Origin of the sequence: Streptomyces sp. P9(2023) (assembly GCF_032436795.1) — a bacterium.
Taxonomy (GTDB): Bacteria; Actinomycetota; Actinomycetes; order Streptomycetales; family Streptomycetaceae; genus Streptomyces.
In genome coordinates this window covers 30,288-56,347 of record NZ_JAUPWM010000040.1, presented here as the reverse complement: position 1 = coordinate 56,347, position 26,060 = coordinate 30,288, and the positions used below count along the sequence as shown (strand labels likewise).

28 protein-coding genes and 3 pseudogenes are annotated in these 26,060 nt (G+C 69.9%); 15 read left to right on the top strand and 16 right to left on the bottom strand.

The features are described 5' to 3' along the window. Positions 1-21: 21 nt before the first annotated feature. On the bottom strand, positions 22-1,002 hold the full coding sequence (locus Q5762_RS31635) for a LysR family transcriptional regulator (RefSeq protein WP_315895705.1): 981 nt from the start codon (positions 1,000-1,002) through the stop codon (positions 22-24). Between the two features lie 93 nt (positions 1,003-1,095). Here Q5762_RS31635 and Q5762_RS31630 point away from each other — a divergent pair, with 93 nt between their 5' ends. After that, complete coding sequence (locus Q5762_RS31630) at positions 1,096-2,253, top strand: nuclear transport factor 2 family protein (protein ID WP_315895704.1); 1,158 nt, start codon at positions 1,096-1,098, stop codon at positions 2,251-2,253. A 199-nt stretch (positions 2,254-2,452) separates the two neighbouring features. On the opposite strand, the gene Q5762_RS31625 is transcribed toward Q5762_RS31630, so the two are convergent. The 4 genes and pseudogenes from Q5762_RS31625 to Q5762_RS31610 all read right to left on the bottom strand — a co-directional run bounded on the left by Q5762_RS31625 (position 2,453) and on the right by Q5762_RS31610 (position 6,750). Beyond that, complete coding sequence (locus tag Q5762_RS31625; protein ID WP_315895703.1) at positions 2,453-3,022, bottom strand: HutD family protein; 570 nt, start codon at positions 3,020-3,022, stop codon at positions 2,453-2,455. Between the two features lie 1,011 nt (positions 3,023-4,033). Continuing rightward, the gene (locus tag Q5762_RS31620) at positions 4,034-4,579 is read right to left on the bottom strand and encodes a hypothetical protein (protein ID WP_315895702.1); all 546 of its coding nucleotides are present in this window, start codon (positions 4,577-4,579) and stop codon (positions 4,034-4,036) included. Positions 4,580-4,695: 116 nt separating this feature from the next. After that, positions 4,696-5,697: pseudogene (locus Q5762_RS31615) on the bottom strand (lysyl oxidase family protein); the annotation flags it as partial. A 234-nt stretch (positions 5,698-5,931) separates the two neighbouring features. Further along, positions 5,932-6,750 carry a DUF6042 family protein gene (locus tag Q5762_RS31610; RefSeq protein WP_315895701.1) on the bottom strand — a complete coding sequence of 273 codons (819 nt, stop codon included), beginning with the start codon at positions 6,748-6,750 and terminating at the stop codon, positions 5,932-5,934. Between the two features lie 70 nt (positions 6,751-6,820). Between Q5762_RS31610 and Q5762_RS31605 the strand changes: the two genes are divergently transcribed. Together Q5762_RS31605 and Q5762_RS31600 are read left to right on the top strand one after the other, a co-directional pair. Continuing rightward, complete coding sequence (locus Q5762_RS31605) at positions 6,821-7,015, top strand: hypothetical protein (protein ID WP_315895700.1); 195 nt, start codon at positions 6,821-6,823, stop codon at positions 7,013-7,015. Positions 7,016-7,292: 277 nt separating this feature from the next. Further along, positions 7,293-7,382, top strand: a pseudogene (locus Q5762_RS31600) (helix-turn-helix domain-containing protein); the annotation flags it as partial. 27 nt (positions 7,383-7,409) lie between these two features. Here Q5762_RS31600 and Q5762_RS31595 read toward each other — a convergent pair. Further along, positions 7,410-7,892: a hypothetical protein gene (locus tag Q5762_RS31595; protein WP_315895716.1), complete on the bottom strand. Its 483-nt coding sequence runs from the start codon at positions 7,890-7,892 to the stop codon at positions 7,410-7,412. Between the two features lie 751 nt (positions 7,893-8,643). On the opposite strand from Q5762_RS31595, the gene Q5762_RS31590 reads away from it, so the two are divergent. The 5 genes from Q5762_RS31590 to Q5762_RS31570 are packed head-to-tail and all read left to right on the top strand — an operon-like array spanning position 8,644 to position 12,756. Then, positions 8,644-9,933 carry an ATP-binding protein gene (locus Q5762_RS31590; RefSeq protein WP_315895699.1) on the top strand — a complete coding sequence of 430 codons (1,290 nt, stop codon included), beginning with the start codon at positions 8,644-8,646 and terminating at the stop codon, positions 9,931-9,933. A 1-nt stretch (position 9,934) separates the two neighbouring features. Beyond that, positions 9,935-10,342 carry a roadblock/LC7 domain-containing protein gene (locus Q5762_RS31585; protein WP_315895698.1) on the top strand — a complete coding sequence of 136 codons (408 nt, stop codon included), beginning with the start codon at positions 9,935-9,937 and terminating at the stop codon, positions 10,340-10,342. Continuing rightward, complete coding sequence (locus Q5762_RS31580; protein ID WP_315895697.1) at positions 10,339-10,695, top strand: DUF742 domain-containing protein; 357 nt, start codon at positions 10,339-10,341, stop codon at positions 10,693-10,695. Before Q5762_RS31585 ends, Q5762_RS31580 begins: the two co-directional genes overlap by 4 nt. Continuing rightward, the gene (locus Q5762_RS31575; protein ID WP_315895696.1) at positions 10,676-11,299 is read left to right on the top strand and encodes an ATP/GTP-binding protein; all 624 of its coding nucleotides are present in this window, start codon (positions 10,676-10,678) and stop codon (positions 11,297-11,299) included. The genes Q5762_RS31580 and Q5762_RS31575 overlap by 20 nt, the downstream gene beginning before the upstream one ends. After that, positions 11,296-12,756: a cytochrome P450 gene (locus Q5762_RS31570; protein ID WP_315895695.1), complete on the top strand. Its 1,461-nt coding sequence runs from the start codon at positions 11,296-11,298 to the stop codon at positions 12,754-12,756. The genes Q5762_RS31575 and Q5762_RS31570 overlap by 4 nt, the downstream gene beginning before the upstream one ends. A 91-nt stretch (positions 12,757-12,847) precedes the next feature. Here Q5762_RS31570 and Q5762_RS31565 read toward each other — a convergent pair whose 3' ends face one another. The 3 genes from Q5762_RS31565 to Q5762_RS31555 form a co-directional block, all read right to left on the bottom strand. Next, complete coding sequence (locus Q5762_RS31565; protein WP_315895694.1) at positions 12,848-13,879, bottom strand: terpene synthase family protein; 1,032 nt, start codon at positions 13,877-13,879, stop codon at positions 12,848-12,850. 368 nt (positions 13,880-14,247) lie between these two features. Then, positions 14,248-14,409: a hypothetical protein gene (locus Q5762_RS31560; protein WP_315895693.1), complete on the bottom strand. Its 162-nt coding sequence runs from the start codon at positions 14,407-14,409 to the stop codon at positions 14,248-14,250. Positions 14,410-14,728: 319 nt separating this feature from the next. Further along, positions 14,729-15,673, bottom strand: coding sequence for a LysR family transcriptional regulator (locus Q5762_RS31555; RefSeq protein ID WP_315895692.1), 945 nt, complete (start codon positions 15,671-15,673; stop codon positions 14,729-14,731). A 116-nt stretch (positions 15,674-15,789) separates the two neighbouring features. On the opposite strand from Q5762_RS31555, the gene Q5762_RS31550 reads away from it, so the two are divergent. The 5 genes and pseudogenes from Q5762_RS31550 to Q5762_RS31535 all read left to right on the top strand — a co-directional run bounded on the left by Q5762_RS31550 (position 15,790) and on the right by Q5762_RS31535 (position 18,491). Next, entirely contained in the window at positions 15,790-16,602 is an 813-nt protein-coding gene (locus Q5762_RS31550) for an inositol monophosphatase family protein (protein WP_315895691.1), read from the top strand. Further along, a complete protein-coding gene (locus tag Q5762_RS31545) occupies positions 16,599-17,297 on the top strand; it encodes an NAD(P)-binding domain-containing protein (RefSeq protein ID WP_315895714.1) in 699 nt (232 codons plus the stop codon). The genes Q5762_RS31550 and Q5762_RS31545 overlap by 4 nt, the downstream gene beginning before the upstream one ends. 340 nt (positions 17,298-17,637) lie before the next feature. Then, a pseudogene (locus tag Q5762_RS40080) lies at positions 17,638-17,871 on the top strand (nuclear transport factor 2 family protein); the annotation flags it as partial. Position 17,872: 1 nt separating this feature from the next. Then, positions 17,873-18,028, top strand: coding sequence for a hypothetical protein (locus Q5762_RS31540; RefSeq protein WP_315895690.1), 156 nt, complete (start codon positions 17,873-17,875; stop codon positions 18,026-18,028). Between the two features lie 262 nt (positions 18,029-18,290). Beyond that, on the top strand, positions 18,291-18,491 hold the full coding sequence (locus Q5762_RS31535; protein WP_315895689.1) for a hypothetical protein: 201 nt from the start codon (positions 18,291-18,293) through the stop codon (positions 18,489-18,491). A 151-nt stretch (positions 18,492-18,642) separates the two neighbouring features. Here Q5762_RS31535 and Q5762_RS31530 read toward each other — a convergent pair whose 3' ends face one another. Then, positions 18,643-19,302 (bottom strand): hypothetical protein, encoded by a 660-nt coding sequence (locus tag Q5762_RS31530; protein ID WP_315895688.1) that lies wholly within the window; start codon positions 19,300-19,302, stop codon positions 18,643-18,645. Between the two features lie 73 nt (positions 19,303-19,375). On the opposite strand from Q5762_RS31530, the gene Q5762_RS31525 reads away from it, so the two are divergent. Beyond that, positions 19,376-19,615: a hypothetical protein gene (locus tag Q5762_RS31525; protein ID WP_315895687.1), complete on the top strand. Its 240-nt coding sequence runs from the start codon at positions 19,376-19,378 to the stop codon at positions 19,613-19,615. 296 nt (positions 19,616-19,911) lie between these two features. Here the strand turns inward: Q5762_RS31525 and Q5762_RS31520 are convergent, their stop codons facing one another. From Q5762_RS31520 to Q5762_RS31500, 5 genes are all read right to left on the bottom strand, one after another. Continuing rightward, positions 19,912-20,556 carry a response regulator transcription factor gene (locus Q5762_RS31520; protein WP_315895686.1) on the bottom strand — a complete coding sequence of 215 codons (645 nt, stop codon included), beginning with the start codon at positions 20,554-20,556 and terminating at the stop codon, positions 19,912-19,914. Further along, the gene (locus Q5762_RS31515) at positions 20,520-21,809 is read right to left on the bottom strand and encodes a sensor histidine kinase (protein WP_315895685.1); all 1,290 of its coding nucleotides are present in this window, start codon (positions 21,807-21,809) and stop codon (positions 20,520-20,522) included. The genes Q5762_RS31520 and Q5762_RS31515 overlap by 37 nt, the downstream gene beginning before the upstream one ends. Next, positions 21,806-22,603: a CPBP family intramembrane glutamic endopeptidase gene (locus Q5762_RS31510; protein ID WP_315895684.1), complete on the bottom strand. Its 798-nt coding sequence runs from the start codon at positions 22,601-22,603 to the stop codon at positions 21,806-21,808. Before Q5762_RS31510 ends, Q5762_RS31515 begins: the two co-directional genes overlap by 4 nt. Before the next feature lie 662 nt (positions 22,604-23,265). Then, complete coding sequence (locus Q5762_RS31505; RefSeq protein WP_315895683.1) at positions 23,266-23,748, bottom strand: GNAT family N-acetyltransferase; 483 nt, start codon at positions 23,746-23,748, stop codon at positions 23,266-23,268. 431 nt (positions 23,749-24,179) lie between these two features. Further along, complete coding sequence (locus tag Q5762_RS31500) at positions 24,180-24,728, bottom strand: hypothetical protein (RefSeq protein ID WP_315895682.1); 549 nt, start codon at positions 24,726-24,728, stop codon at positions 24,180-24,182. Positions 24,729-24,912: 184 nt separating this feature from the next. On the opposite strand from Q5762_RS31500, the gene Q5762_RS31495 reads away from it, so the two are divergent. Continuing rightward, entirely contained in the window at positions 24,913-25,233 is a 321-nt protein-coding gene (locus Q5762_RS31495; RefSeq protein WP_315895681.1) for a hypothetical protein, read from the top strand. 103 nt (positions 25,234-25,336) lie between these two features. Here Q5762_RS31495 and Q5762_RS31490 read toward each other — a convergent pair whose 3' ends face one another. Beyond that, a complete protein-coding gene (locus Q5762_RS31490; protein ID WP_315895680.1) occupies positions 25,337-26,032 on the bottom strand; it encodes a TetR/AcrR family transcriptional regulator in 696 nt (231 codons plus the stop codon). Positions 26,033-26,060 lie beyond the last annotated feature (28 nt).

Below are 26,060 nucleotides of genomic sequence, written 5' to 3'. Positions count from 1 at the left end.
ACCCGTCCGGGCGCAACGTCCCTATGTTCGGGGCGTTTTCGTGATGCCGTCGTGAAGTGTCGGCGCAGTGGTGTGGTTGTCCGTCGCGGTCGGTCGGTGAGCGGCTTGGGCCGGACGGACCGAGGTGAAGGCTGTGGCGAGCAGGTCGAGCAGGGGTGCTGCGGAGGGGTGCGGGTCGCGACGTGGTGTCATCGTGTAGATGCCGCGGGTCGGGGGGTCGACCAGAGCCACTGTGGTGACGTCGGTCCGCAGCGCGCACGTCAGCACCCCGGGGATGAGCGCGATGGCGTGACCGGTTGCGACCAGGGCAAGCTTGCCCAGTAGATCGGCCGCGGTGAGGTCGATGCGGGCGCTGACTCCGGCGCGGGCGGCGTGCTGGCGCAGGAGCGCCGCCGAGCCGTCGTTGTCCTCGACCCAGGTCTGGTCGGCCAGCGTCTGCATGTGCACCGGACCGCCCCCGGCCTGCGGATGGCCGACGGGCAGGACGACGACCATGTCGTCCAGCCCGAGGAACCGTCGCTCGACCCGCGAGTCATGGGGCAGCCCCGGTGGCGCATCGGTGACCACCGCGATGTCGAGATCGCCGGCGATCACGCGGTGGTGCAAGTGTGCGCTCAGGCCGGGGACCAGGCTCCAAGGGAGGGATCCGGCTTGCTTCAGCAGGTCCCGGATCGCCTCGGGAACGATTCCTGCGGCCAGGGAGGGGGTGGCACCAACAGCCAGCGGCCGAATGAACGCCCCGTCGTGAACGTCTCGTGCGGCGAGAACGGCGCGGTCGGCTTCGTTGAGCGTGGCCAGGGCGTTGCGCCGAAACACCTCGCCGGCAGGCGTCGGACGCACACCGCGCGCATGGCGCTCGATCAGAGGCACGCCGAGCTGCCGCTCCAGTCCGGCGATCTGTCGGGAGACGGCCGACTGCGTGTGGTTGAGCTCGGCGGCGGCCGCCGACAGCGACCCGAGGCGGCACACGGTCACGAAGGTCTGCCACACAGTCAGTTCCATGGCGCCAGTATGCAGCCGGTATGCGGATCCAGCAGGGCTGACCTGCGAAATCTGCGCTGGTCGCAGCCATCGCAGTGCACCATTCTGACCCGCATGACCGCACCACACACGATCGCCGTCCTCGGCTTGGGGCGCATGGGCGACGCGATCGCAACACGACTCACCGCGCAGGACTGGGACGTCGTCGGCTGGACACGCTCCGGGCGCACATCAGGCACCGTCAGGATGACCGGCGATCCGAATGACGCCGTGGGCATGGCCGACCTCGTGATCCTGGCGTTGTTCGACGGACTGGCCTGTCGGCAGGTACACGACGACGTCCGCGACTCGCTGCGAGCGGACACGATGGTGCTGAACACCAGCACCATCGCCCCCGCCGAGGCGGCAAGGCTGGCCCGGCAACTCGGCCCGTCCTACGTCCACGCGCCCGTGCTCGGCTCCGTGCCGGCTGCCGCCGCCGGCGCCCTGCAGATTCTCGCCGCCGCCGGCCCAGGCGCGCTCGATCGAGTCCGACCGGTTCTGGAAGCGCTGGGCACCATGAGGCGCGTCGACGACGCCGCCACCGCCGCTGCACTCAAGCTGGTCGCCAACAACAGCCTCGCCGGCGCCGTCCTCGCACTGCGCGACTCACTGCGGCAAGCCGACGCCCTCGGCCTGCAGCGCGCCGAGGTGCTGGACGTCCTCGAACTCGGCCAGCTCGGCGGGCTCGTGGCCCGCAAACGCCCCTTCCTCGACAGCGACTCGGCTGCCGGCACCGCCGACTTCACCATCGGCGCGCTGGCCAAGGACATGACTCTGCTGGCCGACGCGTCGAACACACCTCTGCGCAGCGCCTCCGGTCTGGCCGACACCCTTGCCGAACCGGAGGCCGACATCGCCATTGCCGCCACGGTCCCCGCCGTGGCGGACGCCGTGCTCGAACCGCTCCGCGCCTACATCCGCGGACACGCCACCGGCGACCCCACTCACTTCCGCGACGCGTTCCTGTCCACCGCCCACATCGAGGGAATCCGGGACGGCGCATTCGTCTCGTGGCCCCTGGACGAGTACTGCGCTCTCTTCCACGGCCAGTCGGCCCCGGACGAACCGATCCGCTCCCGCCGCATCGACGCCGTCGACGTCCACGGCACCGTCGCGACCGCGACCATGACGCTCTCGCACGGCGCGGACACCTTCACCGACATATTCCTGCTGGTCCGCGTCGACGACAGTTGGCGCATCGCCAACAAGGCTTATCACCGACGCTCCTGAGAAGGCTTTCCCCAGGCGGAAGTTCACGTTGTCCCCCAGGTGCTCGTGGTAGGGACACCTGGGATTGGATGCTGCGTCAGTCCCGTCGAGATCGACGAGGGGCTGTCTGCGGCCGAGTGAGGTCCCGGGCACCACGACTGGCTGGGCAGTGGCTGCCGGTACGGCAAGGGCGAGGTCCGTCGCAGGGCGCCGGCTGGAGTCAGTTGGTTGGCGCGATGTCTGCCCATAGGGCGGTGGCGTCGGGTGTGATCGGTGTGACCGCTCCGCCCGACGCGCAGTCCTCTCCGTCCCACCACACGCCTTGGCCGGATGCCAGGACATGCCCCTCGGTGGCGGCCTGCCAGTTGCCGCGCAGTACGTAGAGGACCCCGGCGTGTCCGGCGGGTGGGACGACCGGGACGGTGACCTGCGACACCCGGGCGTTCCAAGGGCCGCGTCGTACCATGATGTTGAGGACCCGGCAGGGGCCGCCGGGCAGTTCGGCGGTCGCGGTATGGTCGCCGGCGAACGCGAAGGGCTCGCCGGCGCGCGCGAGCAGCCGGTCGAACACCCCGGGGCAGGTCAGCCGCAGGCCATCGCCGGCCAGCAGGGTGAGTGTCCGGTCGACATCGGGGAACGCCGAGAACGGCCCGTCCCGGTCGATGTCGGCGACGCTGGCGCGCCACCCGAACCCCTCCGCGCCCGCAGGCGACGAGACGATCGTTCTGGTCGTTCCTCCGCCGTTGCGCCACGGGCCGGCCGGGAGTGTCTCGACGTCGAAGTGGTGCATGGGCGGGCTCCTGGCCTGTGTGTGGCGTGAGTGCGGGTCGTACCTGTGGGTCGATGTCGGCCGAGGCGCGTTCGCCGGTGGTGGCGGCCGTGTTCAGGTCCGGGTCGCCGATGCCGGTGCGCTCGGCCGACGAAGTGTACGTGCCGCCTGCGCGAGCACGGCGGGGCGGTTCGTGGACGTCCCTCGTCGGCCGCGCCGCCTGCCCCGGAGCCCTGGGCGCCTGCCGTCGTTCCACTCCAGCCTTGGTGGCGGGGGAGTGGCCCCCGCCGCGGTCGACCGCGCACGGCCGAAGCAGCACGGCGTGCGGTACGCGACCGCGTTGCGGGTCGGCGGTCGAACCCGCCGGTGGGATGCCACCGCGACGTGTACTGACGACGGGACCCGCGTGTTCGTCCTGCTCGATGGCGTCGCAAGCTCCGGCACGGTGCGCGCGTGGACCCGTACCTAGGCCCAGCCTGCTCGCCCGCGCCGCCGCCGCGGGCTGCGGGGCGGAGATGGGGCCCGCGGCGCGTTCACGCGTTGGCGGCGCCGCGGAGCCCGGCCACGGCATCTGGAGGGCCGGGCACGTGCCCGTCGTCGTCGGCGTGGCAGCTGGAACGAGCCGCTGGACGCGTACCAGCCGCTCTCTGCCCGTCGTGGATCCCCGGCCCTGACGGGTAGGGGCGGCTGAGCAGGCGCCGGGTTCACATGGGGAGGGCCACGCTGCCGCGGTGCGGGGAGGGGCGCGCGACGGCGCGATCTTGGGTTGGGTTCGCCGTCACGGTCCCAGCGTCGGCTCAGGGCCCTGCCGGCCCCTGCGGTACTCAACTGCGGGCCGTGTGCCGCTTGGCTCTCCGCAACCTGTGCTTGGTCTGCTGGAGGCTTGTGAGAAGAAGCTCCGCGAGGAGGTGGCGTGGTTGCGGGGGAGGGCGAGGTCGAGCGGGTGCGGGCGGCTCTCGACGTCCAAGGCGGCGAATATTTCCTCGACCAGCCGCTCGGCCATCCTCGGCGCCTTCGGCCGTAATGGGGTGATCAGCCGCCGCCTGGCAGCCTTGCGGATCCGGGCCGGGAGAGCCGAACCGTCCCAGCAGCATGAGTGACCAGGGGCTCTTCGAGGGCAACGACTCGATCGGCTTCGACATCGAAGCCGAGCACCGGATGGCCAAACTCGCCCTCCGGATCCATCAGCACCGGCTTGCCCAACCGCCGCCCGATCTCCCGAAGGAAGCCACAGAACACATCCAAGCGCTCCTGGCCCCGCAACTCCCGCAGGTCGACGTCGAAGTCGACTTCATCGTCGGCATGGAAACGGAAGATCGCCAACACATCGGCAGTCGGCCAGACCCGCAGGGTCGGGCTCTCGGCATCCGCCGGGCGGGACAGCACTACCTCCGCCCGGGGCACGGGAAGAACCATCTCCCCTTCGGAGTACTGACATTTCCAGCCCTTCTCAGCGACAAGATCGAGGGCCGCCTGCCAGTCCTCCACCAAGGCATCCGGGACACGCATGTCCGGCAACGACCCCATCAAGTCCGGGTCGAAGAAGCACCTCACGTCATCCCACAGCAGATCAGCCACCCCGCCATGCTGCCCGGCTCGCCGACCCGACGCACCCCCGTTTCCCTTGTCCAAAGAAATGGGGGCACACCCCCCTGGGTGGGATCAGGTTCACTGATCCCACCCAGGGGGGAGGGTCAGTTGGCGTCGACGAGGTCGTGTGCGGGGACGGTCACCGTCCGGCTGCCGGGCTTGCCGCCGAGTACGATTTTCCGTAGGGCGCTGTTGTTGGTGAGGTCGGTTTCCTTGAGCCTCTTTGCCGGGTTCGCCAGCACCTGGATGTAGTAGGTGCCGTTGGGAACGTCGGTGATGTCGAACGACTGGCCCGGCAGGTCCTGGGTGTACGTGTCACCGGAGCCGACGTCGAGTACCTCGCGGACGGAGATCGAGTTCTCCTGGCCGCAGGCGGTGGCCAGATCGGTGTTGTACGGGAGCCAGTTGGCGTTCTTCACGGTGTAGTCGACCGCGTCGGTGTTGGCCAGGCAGACGGCCTCTTTGCCGCTGCGCACGGCTTCCTTCTTGTCCGCCTTCAGGAGTCGGTAGCTGGCGAAGTCGGTGAAGTGCCAGTGGACATGGCCCGGCCGCGGGTCCCATTCCATGGTTCCGGTCGGGGTGTAGCCGACCTGCTTGCCCTTGGCGTCGTAGAAGTACTGGAAGGCGTCCATCTCGTCCTTGCCCGGCGAGCGGAAGCCGTCGACGACGTGCTGCGCCGGGCCGGCGTTCCAGACGTTGGCGCTGAAGGCCAGGTAGTCCTTGCCGGGGATGTCCTGCTCGCCGTCGCTGATGGTGATGCCGTAGGCCGGCAGCGATCGCAGGTCGGGCTTGGGGACGTTCGGGACGGACGGCTTGCCCGCGGGTCGCTCGGCGAGCGGGCCCAGGGCGGGCGCCTTGCGTGAGCCGTCGTTCTGGCCACGGGTGTCGCCGACCTGCGTCGCACGCGCGGCCTGCTGCTTCTTCAGTGCCCACGGCAGGGCCGGCGGCGCCGCCTTCAACGGCCCATGGCCCACGTTGTACGAAGGGCCCGCGCCGCTCGTCACCGGTGCGGCGGCCTGGGCGGGCGTCGGGGCGTGACCCGGCCCGTGGCCGGAGTGCGCGGCCGGCGCCTGGTGGGTGGTGCCGTGCCCGGCGTGTTCACCGGATGCGCAGTGCGGTGTCGTGGATTCGCCACCGCGAGGCCGGACCGGCTCGCGGGCGAGGTCGGTCAGGGTCCGTCGGCGGACGAAGTCTGCCCCTGGACGTCCGCGCCGCCGGATCCGTCCTCCTGCTCTTCGGCCGGCATCTCGCACGGGTTTCTCGCTGAGGATCTCGGTCATGGGTTCCCCTGGAGTGGGCCGGGGCTGGGCGCCCCGGTCGGCGGCGGAGGTCGTGGGGGCTCAGCCTCGGACGATGGTGATCCGGTTCTCTTCGAAGTGCGCCCAGTCCAGGACGAGGTGGAACCGCTGGTGGTTCTTCAGATCCTCGAGGAGCACCTGCTCGCGGGCCTCGCCGCGTTCCAGCCGGAGTTCGCCTTCCCGGAACATCCGCCCGAGCGTGTACCGGACGTCGTCGTGGCGCAGGTCTGCTGCCTCGGCCAGCCGGTCGATGGAGGTGAAGACCTCGTCCGGGCGCTCCAGCTCGTCCTTGAGATACTTGATCAGGGCCTGCTCCGAAGGGGCGCTCTCCCAGACGCGTCGCGTGTCCGCGATCCTGGCCCGTTCTTCGTCTGCCAGCGGCAGGACGTTCTCGGGCCTGGGGATGTTCTCGGGCATGGACCACGCGCCGTTCTTCTGGGTGGCGATGCCCAGAGCGAGCATGGTGTCCGCCAGTTCGCGGATCGTCGTGGGGACCGCCAGGCCGGCATCGTGGAGCAGTCCTTCGCACTTGGCCTGGTGGGCTTCGGCATCCGCAAGGAGCTGCGCCTTCTCCTCGTCGGTCTCGGCGTAGTTCAGCTCATCGGGGTCCATCCAAGCGAGGGGGGAGTCGAGGGTGTCTCCGTCCCGGCCGAAGAAGCCACTGGGCCGACCGTCGAAAAGCTGATGCACGACGTCGTCGATGCTGCCGCGCAGATCCCGGACCGTCGCGGTGCCGAAGATCATGCACACCACCATCGACTGATGCTGGGGCAGATAGCTCGACCAGCCGCTGGGGAACCAATCGTTGTGCATGGACAGGTAGCTGTCGCTGTCCTGAGGCGTGTCCTGGTCGACGGACATGGGTCTCCTTAGAGAGCTGCTGGGGGCGGGCGGCGACTACCGGGGGAGTGTTTGATCTGTTCCTCAAGCAGTGGGCGAGCGGCCCGTCCTGGTCGTCGTGGTCGTCGTGGTCGTCGTGTTCGAGGAGCCCCGCTTCGGCGAGGCGCTGGAGCCCGGCACGAAGTTCGGCCTCGCTGTTCTGCTTGCCGAAGACTCCACCTCGGATTTGCGCGATGAAGTCGTCGACGCTGACGTCGTCAACGAGGAACGGGAGCCACTCGCTTGACCTTCCCGCAGTGGCCGATGCCGTAGAGCGACAGGCCGGTGCTGAGCATGTCGGGCTCGACGACGACGGGTTGCGGCCGGGCACTGCGGATCGGGGACATGCTGCTCCATCTCTGTGCGCGGGTCGGCGCCGTTCAGCACCGTATCGGCGGGTCTGGTGGTGCGTGGTTGGTTCGCGCCACGCACCACCAGATCGGGCAGTACTGAGGTTTTCGTTGCGTTGTCGGTTGTGACAGGAGAAGAGCGGTGCCCGGTTTGAGTCAGCCGAGAGGACCTCGGTGATCGCCCGGGACCTGCGGGTCAGCGAACGGTCGGTGGAGCGTTGGCGGCGGGCCTGGCGCGAGGGTGGCATGGATGCCCTGCGCTCAGCCGGGCCGGCGAACGTGCCGAAGCTGTCAGCGGCCAAGTACGCCGAGTTGGAGGAGGAATTGGGCAAGGGTCCAGCCGCTCATGGGTGCGAGGAGCAGCGGTGGACGTTGGCCCTCGTACACGCTCAGTTCCTGCCGACTGCGCGTCCGCCCGCGCCCAGCGCCAGCGCCGCCCGTACGACTTGCCGCCGAAGATGCCCCCAGGTTCAGGGGTCGCCCGTCCTGCCATGCCTGCAGCGGTCCGAGCACGGAGATCCGCACCTCGGGCCGCCGGCCGCTCGACCGGCGGCAGTGCGCCGCACCAGGCGCCGTCCGCGTGTTGGGGCCACGGCCGGGGACGACCAGGCCGCAGTCGAAGGCGTGGATGCTGGCGGCGGCCCGGTCGCGCAGACCGAGGTTCACGTGGATCCGCGCGAGGTGTTCGACCACGGCATCCTCGGAGGCGGCGAGCGCCGCGGCGATCTCGTCGTCCCGCAGTCCGCACCCGACCGCCGAGACCGTAGTCGGCACCCGACCGCGGGAGACCGTAGTCCGCACCCGACCGCGGAGAGCACCCTGCGCTCCTGATGCGCGAACACGCCGGAGCCTGGGCAGTCGGTGGTCGCGCGGTCGGTGGTCGCGGCCGTCGGCATCGCTGCTCCCCGGGGTCCGGACCGGTCGGTTCGGTCTGGCTGCCGCCGCCGACAAGAGAGGCGGGAACCTCGGGCAAGCCATCCGGAACGATGGGGAGTGACACGCGCGACGGGGAGTCCTTCGTGGAGCCGGCGTGTCGAGGCTTGGGGCCCGGTAGGCGCCAGAATCTGATCGGTTCATTGCGTATTTGGCGCGACCGTTGGTCGTTTTATGGGTCCGGAATGACCAGTGGAGCCTGTCCTTCCAGCAAAGTCACATGGCGAACCCGAACTGACTATGCTCCCCGATGTGTTGCGCTGCGCTCACAGCGAGTCATGGACGCTGTGGTGCGCGGGGATGGAACGTGTTTGCGAAGAGAAGCGGCCATCAGCGCATCGCATCACCTCAGTCCGCTCATTTCAGACTGTTTAGGGACCCCTTGATGGTTCGCGCAGGATCAGTTTCCAGAACCCGGCCGACTACGGCTGTTCGGATATGGCTTCTTCCCCCTGGAGTTCTGGCCGGAGCGTCCGCAATGGCGTTGCTCCTTTCCCCTGCACAGATACGGACACCGATTGCCTGGTGCGGCCTTGCCGCGGTCGTCCTGACGGTCGTCACCTCGGCCGAGGCCGCACGCAGGTTGCGATCGGTGGAAGCGGCCCGCCACACGCGGGCGAGCGCCGCGGCAGAGGAGTACCACGCGCAACGCGAGGCCGCCCTGATCGGGCGGCTGGCCGATCAGCGGGCCACCACCGTCTGGCTCGCCGAAGAGCTCCTGCCCGCGGCTGTCGACCGTATGCAGAAGGGCGATCCCGCCTCGGAGATCCTGCAGGCCGTCAGCTTCGGGAAGCACCTCGACGGCGAGTTCACCGAAGCGCTCAGGGGAGCTCTGCGGACGCTCCTGGAAGCCGTGGAGGCCGAGGAGCGCACCCGGGACGCCTCCCAGCGGGCGCTTGTGGCGGTCGCGCGCCGGGTTCAGGCGATCGTGCACCAGCTCGCCAAGGACCTGCATTCCATGCAGATCCTCCACGGGACGGATGTCGTGGTCTCCCGCGGTCTGCAGGACATCGACCATCGCAACGCGCTGATCGGCCGCCTCGCGGCCAGCATCGCCGTCCTCGGTGACGCGCGGCCCGGACGCCAGTGGTCGAAGGCGATTCCGCTCTACGACGTACTGCGCGGAGCGATGTCACGGATCGTGGACTACCCCCGGGTGAAGCTGCAGGCGGTGACAGAGGTGGCGGTGATCGGACCGGGAGCCGAACCGCTGATCCATCTGCTCGCCGAGCTGCTCGACAACGCCACGACGTTCTCGCCGCCGCACACCCCGGTGGAGGTGACCGCGAGCGAGGTGCCCTCCGGCATCGCGATCGAGATCGAGGACCGTGGAGTCGGACTCACCGAAGAGGTCCGGCAGCGCCTCGAACGCGTCATGGCGCAGTCCTCGTCGGGTATCCACCTGGCGGGCCTGGGCGAGGTGACACAGCTCGGCCTGCCCGTCGTCAGCCGGCTGGCCCGCGAGCACGGCTGCGAGGTCGACCTGCGTATCTCCGCGTACGGAGGTGTACGGGCCGTCGTGCTCGTCCCCCGGCGTCTGATCACCACGGTGCCGCAGCCCGTCGTGCGGGCCCAGGAGCCCGCCCGGAAGCGCGTCGGCGGCCCGATCCTGCCTCGGCCGACCCCGTCGCGCGAGGCCGTCACGGAGTCCGCCGAGGTCAGGAAGACCCCCAACGGACTCCCGCAACGCCGACGGGAGTCGCCTGTCCCGAAGCCCGTCGTCCTGGCGACTCCCACGCCTCCCGCCGCACCGACCGCCTCCCGGGAACCGTCCGGCACCTCCCGCCAGCCGGGTCTGATGTGGGAGGCCTTCAACGGCGAGAAGAGATCGATCGCCGAACCTTCCACTCCACACAGCGAGCCGTCAGATGAGGTTGAGTAACATGCAGCCACTGCCCAACATGGACTGGATGCTCAAGGAGCTCGTGGGCGGCGTCCCGTACGTGCGACACGTGGTCGTCCTGTCGTCGGACGGACTCTGCATCGGGCAGGCGAACACGGCGTCCGACACCGCCGACGCGATCGCCGCCGCCTGCTCCGGCATCCAGAGCCTGGCGAGGGCCATCGCGCAGATGTTCCCGCACGGGGACGGTTCGACTCGGATGGTTGGCATCGAGGCCGACGGCGGATACTTCTCCTTGATGGCGGCCGGGCCCGGGGCCTATCTCGCGGTCCTTGCCGACCAGGAGGTGGACGCCGGACTGCTCGGCGACCGCATGCGGACGTTGGTGGTGCGGATCGGCCAGCACATGACCAGCCCGCCCCGTGATGACGTCGGGCAGGCGATGTGACATCGGAGAACCAGGACCCCTGGGAAGAAGGCACTCCTGTCCCGCTCTACGTCATCACCGGCGGCCCGGGTTCCTCGGCCAACACCTTCAACCTGGTCACCCTCATCGCCGCGAGGTCCGAGCCCGAACCCGCGATGCAGCCCGAGCAGGCGGCGATCCTCACCATGTGCACCTACCCGCTCTCGGTGGCCGAGGTCTCGGCGTACCTCAGTCTTCCGTTCAGCGTCGTCACCGCGCTGCTCTCCAAACTGGTCGACGCCGAGCGGGTCGAGGCGATCGCACCCGTGCCGGTGGCGGCCTACCCCGAACGCGGCCTGCTGGAGGCGGTGATCCATGGACTACGTAAGCTCTGACGCGCCCGGAGCCGGCCCGCGTGGCACCGACGTGCTGCTGCCCCACGGCGCCAGGGGAGTCAAGGTCGTGATCGTCGGCGGCTTCGGCGTCGGCAAGACGACCATGGTCGGGGCGGTGAGCGAGATCCCGCCCCTGACCACCGAAGAGACCATGACGCAGGCAGGCGTAGGGATCGACCACAACCCCGGCGCCGAAGGCAAGAAGACCACGACCGTCGCGCTGGACTTCGGAAGGATCAGCATCAATCAGGAGCTGATCCTCTATCTGTTCGGGACGCCGGGACAGGAGCGCTTCTGGTTCCTGTGGAACGGCATCTTCGAAGGCGCGCTCGGCGCCGTGGTCCTCGTCGACACCCGCAGGATCGAGGTCTCCTTCGAGGTCATCACCCGTCTCGAAGACCGCCGCGTCCCGTTCGTCGTGGCCGTCAACGCCTTCCCGGAGGCCCCCAAGTACCCCGTACCGGATCTGCGCGCAGCTCTCGCCCTCAGCGAATCCGTGCCCATCGTCACGTGTGACGCACGGGACCGGGCGTCCTGCCGTGACGCCCTGCTCTCGCTGATGGGCTACCTGTACACCCTCGCCGCCGCCCAGGAGACCGCATGACCGTCCCACCCTCCGAACACGCCACCGCGACGTCCGGGGCGATCCCGCCCCCGGGCTGCCCGGCCCACACCGCCACGGGAACCGACGGAGCCACCCGGCTCTACGGCGCCGCCGCCGAGACGGACCCCATGGGCCTGTACGAGAAGCTGCGCGCCGCCCATGGTCCGGTGGCGCCCGTCCTCCTCGACGGCGACGTACGCGCCTGGCTCGTCCTGGGGTATCTCGAGAACCGCGACGTGGCCAGCCGCCCGACCCAGTTCTCCCGCGACCCCCGTGTCTGGCACGGCTGGAAGAGCGGGGAGATCGACCCCGCCACCTCGCCGCTCGTGCCGATGATCGGCTGGCGTCCCGACTGCGTCTGCGCGGACGGCGAAGAACATCAGCGCCTGCGTGGTGCGGTCACGGCCGGCCTCAGCCAGTTCGACCATCGCGGGATCCGCCGCGACATCACCCGCTTCGCCCACCAGTTGATCGACACGTTCTGCGAGAGCGGCGAGGCGGAGCTCGTCGCCCGGTTCACCGAGCACCTGCCCATGCTCACGCTGACCCACCTGCTCGGAGCGTCGGAGGAGTCCGGCCCCAAGCTCGTGCACGCCGCCCGTGACCTCTTCAAGGCCACCGAGACGTCGCTCGCCAGCAACGCCTATGTGTTGGAGAGCCTCGAACGGCTCGTCGTCGCCAAGCGTTCCCGCCCGGGGCACGACATCGCCTCCGCGCTGATGGCCCATCCTGCCAACCTCACGGATGAGGAGGTCCAGCACCACCTGCGCCTCATCCTGCTCGCCGGGTACGAGACGACCGCCAACCTCATGTCCAACGTCCTCCGCATGGTCGTCACCGACCCCCGGTTCCGCGGTTCGCTGGCCGGCGGCCAGATGACCTTGCCCGAGGCCGTGGAGCAGGTGCTATGGGACGAGCCGCCGCTGATGGTGTGCCCGAGCCGCTGGGCCAACGGTGACACCACCCTCGGTGGACAGGAGATCAAGGCGGGCGACATGCTCCTGCTGGGCCTGGCCGCCGGAAACGTCGACCAGGCGATCCGCCCGGATCCCTCCACCCCCGTGCACCACAACCGCGCGCACCTGTCCTTCAGCGCCGGTACGCACGAATGCCCCGGTCAGGACATCGCCCGCATCATCGCCGACACCGGCATCGACATCCTGCTCACCCGGCTTCCGGACATCGCCCTGGCGGTCCCCGAGGAGAGCCTCACCTGGCGTTCCTCCACCTGGGCCCGGCATCTGACGGAACTGCCGGTGAAGTTCGATCCACGCTCTCCCAAGGCCGACGAGGTCCAGGCCCCGCTTCCGGCGCCCCCCACCCAGAGCGGCGCGATGCCGGCAGCGCCGGCGCGTCCGGTGGCCGCCCCCGAGCCGGAGGGCCGGACCTCGGACGGCCGGCCCGCACCCCGTGCGTCGTGGTGGAGGCGCGTCGGACGTCGCCTGCGGAGGCGGTAGGCCTGCGCGGCCGGTGCGTGAACGCGGAGTGTTGCGGCTGAGGGGGGGGCCGACGAATGTGCGTCGGTGCCTCTCGGCTGCGAGGCTGCCGTCACTCCGGGAAGGAGGCGTCCGCGGGGACGTAGCGCGGTGCTCCGGTGTACCAGGAATGGAGACCGGAGAGGAAACTGCACGCTCCCCGGAGCCACTTCTCCAGCTCGACGCGTTCCTCGGGGTGCAGCCCGGCTCGCAGGACGAGCAGGGGCAGGTCCTTCTGCCTGAGGCGCTCGAAGTCGCGCAGGCGGGCGTTCACCAGATGCAGGGCAGCGGGTACGGCGGCGTGGAGGTTGATGCCCAGGGACGTCCCGACGACCAGGATGAGGTTGTTGACATCGTTCTCCTCATGGACCTCCCTCTCATAGGAGGCGATGTCGTTCGCCAGCCCCATGAAGTCCATGAAGGCGTCGAGCAGGGCACGGACGATGCGGCTGTGCCGGACCTGCTCGGGTATTCGCGCGCCGGTGGCCAACTCGACGGAGTAGGGGGCCGTATGGGCGGCGAAGCTCTCGCGTCGGAACGGGACGTAGTCGATCAGGTGGGGGATGCGGCCGCTGAGGCTGTTGGCCAGTTCCTCGACTCCCGCATCGATGTACTTGGCCAGGGCCCGGTTGAACTCGATGTGCCAGTGCGCCAGCCTCGGGGGGAAGAGGCGTTGTTGCAGATCGGCGATTCCCCTCTCGACGGCGTTCGTCGGTTCCGGTAACCGGGCGCCGCGCTCCGGTCGCAGGAATGCGTGCAGCCGGGCGGTGAAGATCCGCGCGCCTGGGAGGTCACCGGTCTGCTTGAAGGCGGAGGCGAAGTAGTCGTCCCACGCCAGAGCCCAGATGTTGAACCGGTGGTTGACCCGGAGGTCGGCGAGTGAGGCGTCCGGAAGGGTCCAGGCGGTCAGCTGGTCGACGGTCATGGCATGGAACCTGGACCGCGTCCATATCGGGTCGCCGGTCGACGGTCCCTCGGAGCCTTCCAACATGCCCATCTCGCGCGCCCAGGACTCGCTCTCCTCGTGCAGGTCGGGCAGATACGGATTCACCCGCAGCGGATGGGGCATCCACAGCTGGGGGAGTTCGACGGCATGCACTGTCATGGGGACCAACCTCCGTCTCTCCTCGGCGCGTCGGCCGGTGCCCGTCCTGCGGCTCTCCAAACCTGCCCGCCACGGACGATCGGCAATCCCGCAAAAGTTTCTGACTGGTGATCAGAAAAGGCTCACTTGCGGAATGGATCGGAGCGGAACCAGTCCTCCTCCGGGCCGCGGGGACAGCACAAGCCCGGCCCTTCCCCCCCCGGTTGCGGGAGGAAGGGCCGGGCGGCGCGGGCTACACCTGCTTCACCCGGATGTTCCGGTACGAGCCCAGGGCCGGCATTCAGCTGGACACCGGCATCGCCTGGCTCTGGCGGGTCTGCCCCGTGCCAGGACCATGTCCCGAACGCTTCGATCGCCGCGGCCCGAAGTCACGCCGGGCGGAGGAACATCACGACGCCGACCCACACGGCCGGGCCGAGCGTCAGCGCGACGACCAGACGCGGACGTGCCAGAGCCGGCGCCATCGCGCCTGCGGCCGCGATGGTGGCGACGATGACGATCAGGGCGATCAGCGACTGGTCGGTAGTCACAAGTCCTTCTGAGAATCGGGGCCCGGCTCGTCCAGGTGGTCAGCACGCGAAGGATCGGAGGGCTAGCTCGGCAACCGCACTCCGGCACTTGCAGCGCGCGCTGGTCTGCACCCAGCTGGGCGCCGCGATGGAACCGGTGCCCCAGTCATGCGGCGAACGGTCGGGATCGTCGTACAGCACGCCCACTGAGGACGGGCTGCGATCACGGGCGCCGTCCGCATAGCCTGGGCTCAGGACCCAGGGCCTGGTCCGCGCGATCGAAGACGCGCTCGTCCTGCACGCGATGCGAGGGGACGACGAGGTTCCCCGGGCGTATCCGTCACTTCCCGGTCCGGTTGGTGAAGGGCTGTTGAGAGGCGGTCGGCGGTGCGAATAGTGCCTGGACGAGTCCGGTGGCCAGGTCTCGCAGCCAGGTGTGGGCGGGGTCGTTGTCGTAGCGCTGGTGCCACAGCAGGTACAGGGGGATGTCGGGCAGCGGGAGTGGCGGCGGCAGTGTGGTCAGGCCGAGTTGTTCCCGGGCCGTGCGGGTGACCGCGTCGGGGAGGGTGACGACGAGGTCGGTGTCGAGGGCGAGTTGCAGTGCGAAGGCGGCGGTGGGCCCGGCGGCGACGACGCGTCGTTCGAGGCCGCGTGTGGTCAGGGCGTCATCGATCGGGTCGCGTAGGTTTCCGCGCCGCGAAACGGTGAGGTGTTCGGCGGCTGCGTAACGCTCCAGGCTCAGCGGGCCTTCGGTGAGCGGGTGGCCCGGTCGGACGGCGACGACCAGCCGGTCCCTGCCGACGAGGCGGTGGCGGATGTCGGGGAGCGTCGGAGTGCTGGAGCTGGATTCGAGGTCTACCTCACCCCGGCGCAACTCGGCGTCGTCCGCCCCTGGTTCGGCGGACAGGCGCAGCCGCACGCCGGGGGCCTGGCGGTGGACGGCGGTGATCAGAGCCGTGCCGGAAGCTGCGGTCAGGGCGTCGTGCCAGCGCACGGTGAACACCCGGTCGAGAGCTGCCAGGTCGAGTTCCTGCTGCGCGGAAAGAAGTTGGTGGGCCTGCTGCACGAGGGCGTGGACCTCGGCGCGCATGGCCAGCGCCCGGGTGGTGGGGACCATGCTGCGGCCGGTGCGGACCAGGATCTGGTCACCGGTGGCCTTGCGGATGCGGCCCAGGGAGCGGCTCATCGCCGGTGCGGTGACGTGGAGGCGTGCTGCCGCGCCGGCGACGCTGCCCTCTTCCAGCAGGGCGTCCAGGGCCGTGAGCAGGTTCAGATCCAGTTGCATGACAGTAAGTCTACAAGTGACAAGCATGCACTTGTTGTTAATGATCGGGCGCCCTACCTTCGAAGGGCGGGGGAGAGGCAACCGCCCCTCTTCTACCGATCCCCAGGGAGCCCAGCATGAGCACAGCCATTTCTTTCGACGCCGGTACGACGCTCCTGTCCGACGTGACAGCTGCGGTGAAGACCGCCGGCGTCACGCTGCGCGACCGCCACACCTCGCACGCCCGGGGCGTGAGCCTGGACGAGGTCGTGGGCGAGATCCACGCCAACGACGACGCGGTGCTGGACGTGCTGCGGGAACCGCTGCTGCGGGCCCAGCCGGGGTCGCAGTGGGCCGAGGACGAGCTGGCCGGCGGCGCGCTCCCGCCCGGGGAGTGGTGGGTCGTCGACCCTGCCGAGGGCAACATCAACCACGTGCACGGCATGGAGGACTGGGCCGTCACCGCCACCCTGGTCCGCGACAACCGGCCGGTGCTCACCGTCGTCCACCTGCCGCTGACCGGCGACACCTACACCGCCGTCGCCGGCGGCGGTGCCCGCCTCGACGACCGGCCCCTGAAGGTGTCTGCCAAGACCGACCTGGGCGCCGCGCTCATCGGCACCGGCCAGGCCAAGCCCGGCGAGGACGAGCGCACCTTCCGGCGGATCGGTGACTCTGTCACCGCGATGCTCATCAACGGCCTGGTCGTGCGCGTGTCCGTTCCCGCCACGATGCAGCTCATCCACGTCGCCGCCGGACGCATGGACGCGTTCTGGCAGTTCTCCGACGTCCGCTCCGGCCTCGTCGCCGGCGCCCTGCTGGTCTCCGAGGCCGGAGGCACCGTCACCGACCTGACGGGCGAACCCTGGAACACCGGCAGCCGCGACTTCCTGGCCGCCGCCCCCGGCATCCACGCCGCCGCCCTCAAGGTCCTCTCGCCGATCGCCTGACCGGAAGCCTCCGCTCTTCCCCGCCCCGATACCGCAAGGAGCATCACCGCATGACCAACATCGGCATCCTGGGCGCCGGCCGCGTCGGCACCAACCTCGCCGGCAAGCTCTCCGCAGCCGGACACCACGTCACCCTCGGCGGCCGGAGCCCCGAAGACACCGCCGCCCGCACCGCCGGGCTCGCCCCGCGGGTCGCCTTCGCCGACCAGCGCACCACCGCCCGCACCGCGGACATCGTGATCAACGCGACGCCCGGCGACAGCTCCCTGGACCGCCTCACCGACCTGAGCGCCGAGCTCGCCGGCAAGATCCTCATGGACGTCTCCAACGCCACCCGCGACGCCGCAGACGGCCTGCCCGGCGCCCTGTGCTATCCCGGCAGCAGCCTTGCCGAGAAGCTCCAGGCCGCGCTCCCCGACACCCATGTGGTCAAGACCCTCAACACCATGCTTTTCATGGTCATGACCGCTCCCGAAACCCTGGCCACCCCACCGACCGCCTATCTCTCGGGCGATGACGAACATGCGAAGAGGACCGTCACCGGCCTGCTCGGCGACCTGGGCTGGCCGCCCGAACGGATCGAGGACCTCGGCGACATCACCACAGCCCGCGCCACCGAGGCCATGATCCTGGTCGTGCCCCACATCCTGCGCCGCCACGGCTTCAAGCCCTTCGCCGTCTCCCTCGCACGCTGAGCCGCCAAGACCGGGTTCAGACCAAAACCAGGTAGCGGGCTCGTGCGAGGCGGATGGGTGCTGGCAGGGACAACGCCCGCTGGGCTGCAAATGACGCCCGAACTCATCGACATTGATCACGCCTACAACACGCGAGGCGGCTCCCGAAGTCGTCGACAAACGACTCCCATTCCCGGGTTCTGGCTCACTTTCCGTGGAGGGCTGACGGAGCGTGACGTCGGTGCTCTGTCTGTCTGCTGTGGGTCTCATCCAATTAGGTGGCATCGCCGGCCGGGCCAGTGTGCCCATCAAGCGGCTAACGGGCTTGGGCCTACGTTGACAGCCGGTAAGGGGGGAAGCGATGACCGATCACCCGCACATTGGTGTGTTCCGGCGCGCCATGGAGGCCTTCTCAGCAGGCGACATGAAGGCCCTGGCGGAGGTCTTCCACCCGGACGTCGTCTGGCACAACGGGGGCCACGGGCCGCTCTCGGGGGACTTTCACGGCCGAGAGGCCACATTCGAGATGTTCCGTCGTGACTTCGAGCTGTCAGGTGGCACGTACCGCCCTCAACTCCACGATGTTCTCGCCAACGATGCCCATACGGTCGCCCTTCCATGCCACTGCGTCGCGCGAGGGCAAGCAGCTCGACATGGACTACGTGATCGTCTTCCACATCAGCGACGGCAGGATCGCCGAAGGTTGGGAGCTCTGGGCTGACCAAGCAACATACGACGAGTTCTGGTCGTAGAGATATGAGGGGCTGCGGTGGCCTCCACGCCGGCGCGCGCACGCCACCACCACGGCAGCACCCATGCGGCGTCGTTGATGCACGCCGGGACGGCAGCGAGCGCACGGCCGGGCCTGTGCATCACGGTCAGTCAACCCTTCACGGAAAGTGAGCCAGAACCCATTCCCGTGTACAGAGCCAAGGCGCTGCTGCGCACGGCCGGTGTGCCGAACCCGTACGGCTCTGGGAAGGCCCGCGCGGACGGGCCCCGCTCCAGGGGCAGGTGAGTGCTCAACAGATCACCGAACTCCTCGACTCCTTCCTCCTGGAAGAAGACGCGCTGGACGCGCTCGTGCACGAGGCGTTCGCGGAGCAGGCCCGCGAGGTGAACAACCAGGGACTCGCCGCGCAGGTGGAGTACCTGGCAGGCACGTGCGCGGACGTGCATGCTCTGCGAGACCTGCTCAAAGACCTCACCGCTTGATGCCGTTACGGCTGTCCAGGTGGGTTGCCACCCGCCGTGCTCGACAGCGGGTGACCCGCCGCCGCGAACCCCTTAAGGTCGCGTCGATGCCCTTCCATCCGTACCCGAGCCCACGGCGCCGCGCCCGCGATGGCGTGGCAGCGCGGGCTGCTCAGGGCGGTGGCCAACTGGAGAGCGGCTGCCGGCTTGAGAGGCCGGTGGTGACGTGCCCGGAGGCCAGGACCCGGGCGTACGTCCCCGGCCCGTAGGCGACCAGAGCTGCCGCGAGCGATGCCGCGGCTGTGTCGGCCGGCCCCGCGCCCCACCAGTGTTCGTCCTCAGGGGCGGGTGCCTGACGGGGCAGTTCGCGCCGGACGGCGAGGAGCGCGGCGAGGGCCTGGGCGTGAGCCGAGTCCATGGTGACGGTCAGCAGAGCGGGGCCGAGCTGGTGGACCCGCCCGGTGAGGTTGTGCGCGGCGAGAGCCCGCCGCAGGCCGGTGCTCGACACCGCAGGGTCACCCGCGATGTCGGCTCGGCCGGACGGCGCGGCCGGTTCGCGCTCGACGCGCTCGCGGAGGGCGGCGACAGCGGCCGGGATCACCTCCAGGGTTTCAGCGGCCTCTGGGCTGAGACCGGACAGTGCCCCGGCGAGCACCTCCAGAGCGGTGGCTGCGTCCTCGACGGCGCCCGCAGTCCAGCGCCCCTCGGGTCCGCCGGCGTCGGAGAGAGCACACGCGGCGATCACCACGCTCTCGGCCAGTGGGTCCGGGCGGGTGGTGGAGTTCTTCATGTGCCGCCCAACGAGTCCGGCCAGTTCGCGTGATGCTGGCAACCACCTTTGAGGGACGGACGTTGGAGGGGTGTGAGGTCCGCATCGACGCCTTCTGATAGGGGAGGATGCGTGTATGGCTATCAATCAGAATCCCACTGGCATAGATAACGTCGAGGAGCCTGTCGCTTCCGAGCCGCCCGCTGCTGCTCCGGCTCCGGCTCCGGATGCGGAGCTCACGCCTCGCTGCGGCATGGTGGGGCCCGACAGCTGGGACCTTTTTCTGCAGGGCAACTTCTTCTGCTCGCTGCCGCGCGGCCACGACGGCTTGCATTACGAGGAGGGCGCACCCCGCAAGTGGTGGGACTACGAGTAGGCAGGTGCCCCGGCGGGCGAATGAGCCGCCCCCCGGTGAGATGGCGGCTCTTTTCGGCGCGTCGGCGCTATACGTGTCCGTAAAGCGCGACGGTCAGGCCCCCGGCCATGCCTCAAACCCGGCGTCCTGCCGCTCCCAACCCCGGGGCCGCTGACGGCAGTCCGGGCTGGACTGGGCTGAGCTGGACCGTGCTGGTGACGCACGATGGCGAGGCCGGGGTGCTGGTCGCTGACCGAAGCGAGCCGTGCCCCGTCGTCTTCGACGTGGGCAGCTCCAGTTCACTGGCTGCCGGAATACTAGCGCCGCAGGTACGCGAGGACGGCCAGGACCCGGCGGTTGTCCTCAGTGGACGGGGCGATGCCGAGCTTGGCGAAGATGCTCGCGGTGTGCTTCGCGACGGCGCTCTCGCTGAAGTGGAGGGTGGCCGCGATTGCGGCGTTCGAGCGGCCCTCCGCCATCAGTTCGAGGACATCGCGTTCCCGGTGGGTGAGGATGGCGATGGTACCCCGGGCTTCGCCGCGCGACAGCAGCCGGGCGATCACCTGCGGGTCCAGCACGGTGCCGCCGGCGGCGACACGGCGTACGGCATCGACGAACTGACCGGTGTCGGTGACCCGGTCCTTGAGCAGGTAGCCCACGCCGCCGTCGCCGCTCGCCAGGAGCTCGTTCGCGTAGAGCTGGTCGACGTACTGGGAGAGGACGAGGACGGGCAGGCCGGGATGGTGCCGGCGGGCTTCGAGGGCGGCCTGGAGGCCCTCGTCGGTGAAGGTCGGTGGCAGGCGGACGTCGACGACCGCGACGTCCGGCTTCTCCTGTAGCAGGGCGCGCAGGAGGGAGGGGCCGTTGTCCACGGCTGCGACGATGTCGAAGCCATGCTCCCGGAGCGTGCGGACCAGGCCGTCCCTCAGGAGGAAGAGGTCTTCGGCAAGGACGACGCGCACGGGATCTCCAGGGTCACTGTGGTCGGTCCGCCCTGCGGGCTGTGCAGGGCGAGGCTCCCGTCGAAGGTAGCCAATCGCCTCCGGACGCCGAGCAGCCCGGTCCCCCGGGCGGGGTCCGCCCCGCCGCGCCCGTCATCGGTGACGGTGATGCGCAGCCGCGGGCCGCCGTCCCCCACGCCGTCGCCGTCGTGTGCGAGGACGATGTCGATGCGGTCGGCCCCGGAATGCTTCGCTGCGTTGGCCAACAGCTCGTTGACCGCGAAATAGGCGGCCGATTCGACCGCGGCCGGCAGCCGCCCGACCTGGCGGGCCTCGACGTGCACGTCGAGGAAGCTGTCGAGGGCCAGGGAGCGCACGGCGTCGCCCAGGCCGCGGTCGGTGAGGACCGGCGGCTGGATGCCCCGGACCAGAGCACGCAGGTCCTCCAGTGCCCGCGCGGACAGCTCGCGCACCTCCAGCAGGGCGGCGCGGGCGGCCGGCGGATCGTGCTGCAGCAGGCGCGTCGCGCTGTCGAGCCGCATCCCCAGGGCGACGAGCCGGGCCTGTGCCCCATCGTGCAGATCCCGCTCGATGCGCTGGAGTTCGGCCGCCTGGCTGTCCAGTGCGACGGTCCGTGTATCTGTCAACTCATCGATGCGGCGGGTGAGTTCGGCGCTGCGAGGCGCGGTGAGGAGCAGCCGGATCCAGCGGGCGTGCAGGCGCAGGACGAAGGGTGCGAGGACAAGGCCGGCAGCCGTGAAGGCGAGACCCAGGAGCAGCGCCGCGACCATTGTGCCGGTGCTCTGGACCGGCACGAACGCGTACCAGTTGCCGTCGTCGATCAGGCGCCACACGAAGGGCTGGACGAGCGCCCCGAACAGCCCGTACACGACGAGCGACGGAGGTACGGCGACCAGCAGACCGCCCACCCAGGGCTCCAGCCACGCCCAGGTCAAGTCCCGCCAGAACCCCGCGTCGGCCAGGACCCCGCGGGCCCCCGCCGTCCGCGGGAGCGGATCCGGCGGGCTGATCCGCACCCCCGACCAGCGTGCAGCACGTTCGCGGCCGCGGTCGGCGCACCGGCGCAGCGCGGCCGCGGTCGGCGGCAGCGTCCGGTGGCCGAGGCCGACGGGCAGCAACAGCAATGCGCCTACGACGCCCGACCCGACGACGGCCACGGCCACGGCCAGCAGGCCGGCCAGGTGACAGCAGCCGACGGCGGCGGCCAGGCCGCGGAAGGACGCCGCGCGGGAATGGGAGGTGATCGAACTCATGTCCCATGCAGAGTAGTCGGTACGGCTTCCGCTGCCGGTGTGTCCCGTACGGCCCACACCAGGGCCACCACCAGGCAGGAGAGCCCGAAGCAGAGCATCGGAAGGACCGCCCCGGACTCCTCGTCCATGAAGAAGAGCAGTCCGAGGTTGACGAGCGTGTGGAAGCCGCCCGCGAGCAGCAGGCGGTACGGACCGCCCGTGCCGTCGAGGGCCACACCCAGCACGACCGACATGGCCACGGTGGCGACGAGGAACCCCGCGGCGTAGGCCGGGGCCTGCGCGAAGACCGGTACGTGCCAGGCGCCCCACACCACGCCAACCGTCACCGACGAGGCAAGAACCCCCAAGCGGGTCCGCAGCAGCGGCTGGAGGAAGCAGCGCCAGCCGAGCTCCTCCGCACACGCCCCCACGAGCTGCGCGGCCGCGATCAGCATGAAGGGGTGGTGCAGGGCTCCCGGCGGCGTGAAGCCCGCGCCCCCCGAGGCCACCCCGTACGCGAGCACGGTGAGCGCGACGATCAGCCCGGCCGCGCCGAGGAGGGCCACAGCACGACCGCCAGTGCGCCGTTCACCCTCGCCCCGCAGCAGCTCGCGGGTCCGCCTCCACCGGTACAGCGCGACCACGCCCACCCCCACGGCCGGCCCGAACTGGGTCAGCTGCATCACCTCAGTGGGCACACCGGTCCCCGACTGCACCGCGCCCAGTACCCCGGCCGCCACGAACGCCACCGCGGTGAACACCCCCGCCGCACCCCATACCCCGGCACGCCCCGCCGGCTCCACGCCGTCCACCATTTCCATGACCGTCCCGCCCGTCTGCTCGTGTCCCTACGCAGACGACGATGCCGGACCGCGCGGCCCCGGCCACTGCACCTGACCACCGGGCAGGGGTGTACCCAGCTCCACCCCTCCCGTACTGCGGCAATAGATCGTGATCTTCATGGGCCGGAGGGTTGCCCGGCGACGGTAGTGGCGGTGGCGGTGGCGGTGGCGGGCGCGGGCTTGGCGGCGGCGTCTGCGACAGGTCGACCAGCGCAGTCGGTGGGCGAGTCGTTGCGGCGTGAATCACCACCTGTATTCCTCCAGGCGGGGTCACGGCCCCGAGGGCGAGGCCGAAGGGCCCTCGGCGCATACAGGACCGCGCCGTTGGGCTACTTCTTCGACGAGGCGGAGGCCGAGCGGCTGAGCGCGGAGATCCAGGTGGTTGCCACCATGCGCGACCAGGGCGTGCGCCGGGTCGCCTTGCGCGCCAACGGGACGCGGCCGACTCGGGGCTGCTCGACGACGAATGAGCCTCACCCCGGTCTGAACCGTGGCGCACATCTACCTCCCCCAGGCCTATTAAGGGCTTGTTCCCTCTTCGGATCATTAGGCGGGCGCTGCGGATCCAGACGAGGGCTGTAGCCGGTGCCGGGGATCGGCAGTGGTGAACTGTTCCGCTGCCGATCCCCGTGTGATTACCGCTGGGACAGGTCCGGTGTCGTGGTGCGGAAGCGGGCCGTGGTTGCGTCCTCGCTCCAGCGATGCAGTCCGGCCTTCTCCAGCACGCGAACCGAGGCCGGGTTCGACAGTTCGACATCGGCGTACACCGTGTGGACGTCAGGCGAGCTCAGGGCGAACTCCACCAGGGCCCGGGTGGCCTCGGGTGCATAGCCTCGGCGGCGCCGTGAAGCCACGATGCCGTACCCGATTTCCAGGGTTCCCTCGCTGGGCGGCCAGAACAGCCCAATCGCGCCGATCACCAGGCCACTCGCCCGCTCGATGATCTGCCGTTGCCCGTACGGGCCCAGCGCGTCCGGCCGGTCGGCGATGAAGCCGGCGATGACGCGACCTTCGTCGGCGGGGAAGTCCTCCGCCCAGTGCGGCAGCCGCACCGCGTCGAGGACAGCGGTGACCTCGTCGGCGGGCCATGGCCGCAGCACGAGGCGGTCAGTGGTCAAATCCGTACCGGTCAATGAGAAAGAAGAAGACACGCGACACTCCTGGTCGTTTCAGACGACCGGGTCGCTTACCAACCTCGCGCGACCCGGACAAGGGCATGCTGATGGAGCGTCTGGCGGGCCATATTCATCAACCTCCCTTGTCGCAGGGGCAGTCGCGTCGATCACGCGTCGACCGATCGTTTCAAGGGCGAGGAGGCAGCCAAGTGCCCACGCTTCGGCGAGCACGGCATCGACGCGGACAGGGCGCTGGTCGTGTTCGATGAGTCGGCTGAGTCCACGCTCGTCGCGTCGTTGGCCCGGCGTCCGTGGGACGTGGTCGTTGTCGGGGTGGGATCCGCAAGACGAAGCTGCTGTTTCTGCCCTTCGAGCGCATCGTGAACCTGATCCGCCGCCATGCGCCCCAGGCCGCCATCGCGTTCAACACCAGCTCAACTGCTCGGACGGCAACGGCGCCGGTAGTAGGCATACGTCAGGGCGAGCACCAACGGGCCCCACAGGGTGATCAGGCCGCTGACCGTGGCGGCCAGGAGGTGCCACCACACGCTGGTGTACGGGCCGTCCGTGAAACCCGCGATGTGGAACGTGCAGAGGGTCCAGTCGACCAGCAGTGCGGTGAAGAGCAGACCGGCGAGGGTCGCGGGGACGATGACCGCGAAGGGCGGTATGCGTCGGCCGCGGAGCATCGGCACCCAGCCCGGCACGGCCTCGCCCCAGGGGCGCACCAGGCCGCGGCACAGCAGCGCGAACGTCTCGGAGAGCAGGCTCAGCGTGAGGACGTAGCCCACGTTGGCCCACCGTGCCCAGGTCATGGGGGGACCGTCGATGCCCATCATGAAGTCGAACCCGATGGGCAGCCTCCACAGGCATACCGGCAGGCCGATGAGGGGGATGAGGCGGGCCGTGCGCTCCGCCCAGAGCGGTACGGGGCGCGCTGTCCCCGTGTTCACGACAGTTGAACTCGCTGCGAGGGTTGCCATGCGATCACTGTTGTGGATCTTCATCGCCTAGGGATCGCGCTGGGGCAGGATCTGTCTCCCCCTCGTGGGGGAGCGGTGTACGCCGCCGGGCGGGGGCGCGCCCGCATGGCCTTCGCCATAGCGCACCTCCCAGCCGAGGCGGGAGACACCCCCAACCTCCCACCAAGGAACGGGTCGCGAAGCGATGGAGCGACTGTTCAGGGGCCGGCCCGCCCGCACCGACGAGGCCGGCGTCAGCCGGGCCAGGATGAACCGCGCCGCCACGGTGCTCGCGGAGTGGGACAGCCGCGTTGGCCGGAGCCCGGCCAGCCTGCGCGACCAGAAGCTGAGCGAGGAGATCACGCTCCTCCGTCGACAGCTCAAGGACAGCCGGCGGAAGCGTCAGCGACTCCAGCAACAGGTCGACGCCGCAGCCACGGTCATCGCAGTTCTCCTCGCCGAGAACTCCGCTCTCCGCGAGCAGCTCATCAAACGCGCCGCCGTCGTCGTCCCCTCCGCTCCGTGAGTGAGTTGCGACTGAGGCTGTCAGCCGTGGAGGGTGGGCGCCGGTGTGCTGCGGATATGGCTGGCCCGCCCAGCCCCTCCCTGACACTGTCCGCTCGCGTGATTCAGGAGGTGCCGGCTCCGGGTCGTGCCAGGCGGATCATCGCGCGGTACAGGGCGGTGGGTGCGGGGGCGTCCGGCAGGGTGGGGGCGTCGGTGCCGGGGGTGGCGAAGGCGCGGAGCAGGTGGCCGACCAGTCGGCGCCAGCTGTCGGGGGCGGCGTCGCCGGTGGCGGCGATGACGCCGGCGTTGGCCATCAGCAGGATGACGATGTCCTGGTGGGTGAAGTCCTCGCGCAGGTGTCCGGCGCCCTGGGCGCGGGTGATGAGTTCGACGACGCCGTGATAGGAGGCGGCGCGGCGCTCTTCGAGTGCCTTGGCGGCGGGGAAGGTCATGGTGAGGACGTCGGCGAAGCCGCGGTCGGCGGCCTGCATGGCGCAGACGGTCTCGATGTAGCGGGCGAAGCCGTGCCAGGGGTCGGGGTCGGCGAGGGCCTCGGTGACGGCGGCGGTGTAGGCGTCCATGCGGTCGGCGAAGACCGCGGTGATGAGGTCTTCGCGGGTGGCGAAGCGGCGGGAGAGGGTGGCCTTACCGACGTCGGCCTCGCGGGCGACAGCGGCCATGGAGACGCCGAGGCCGTCGGTGGCGTAGAGGCGGCGGGCGGCGGCCAGGATGCGGTCGCGGTTGCGTTCGGCGTCGGCGCGCAGTCCCGGTTCGGGCTGTGGGCCTGGGGTTTCGGTAGGGACGGCGGGCGGTGTCATGGCCCCACTGTACCGAAGTGGAACACCC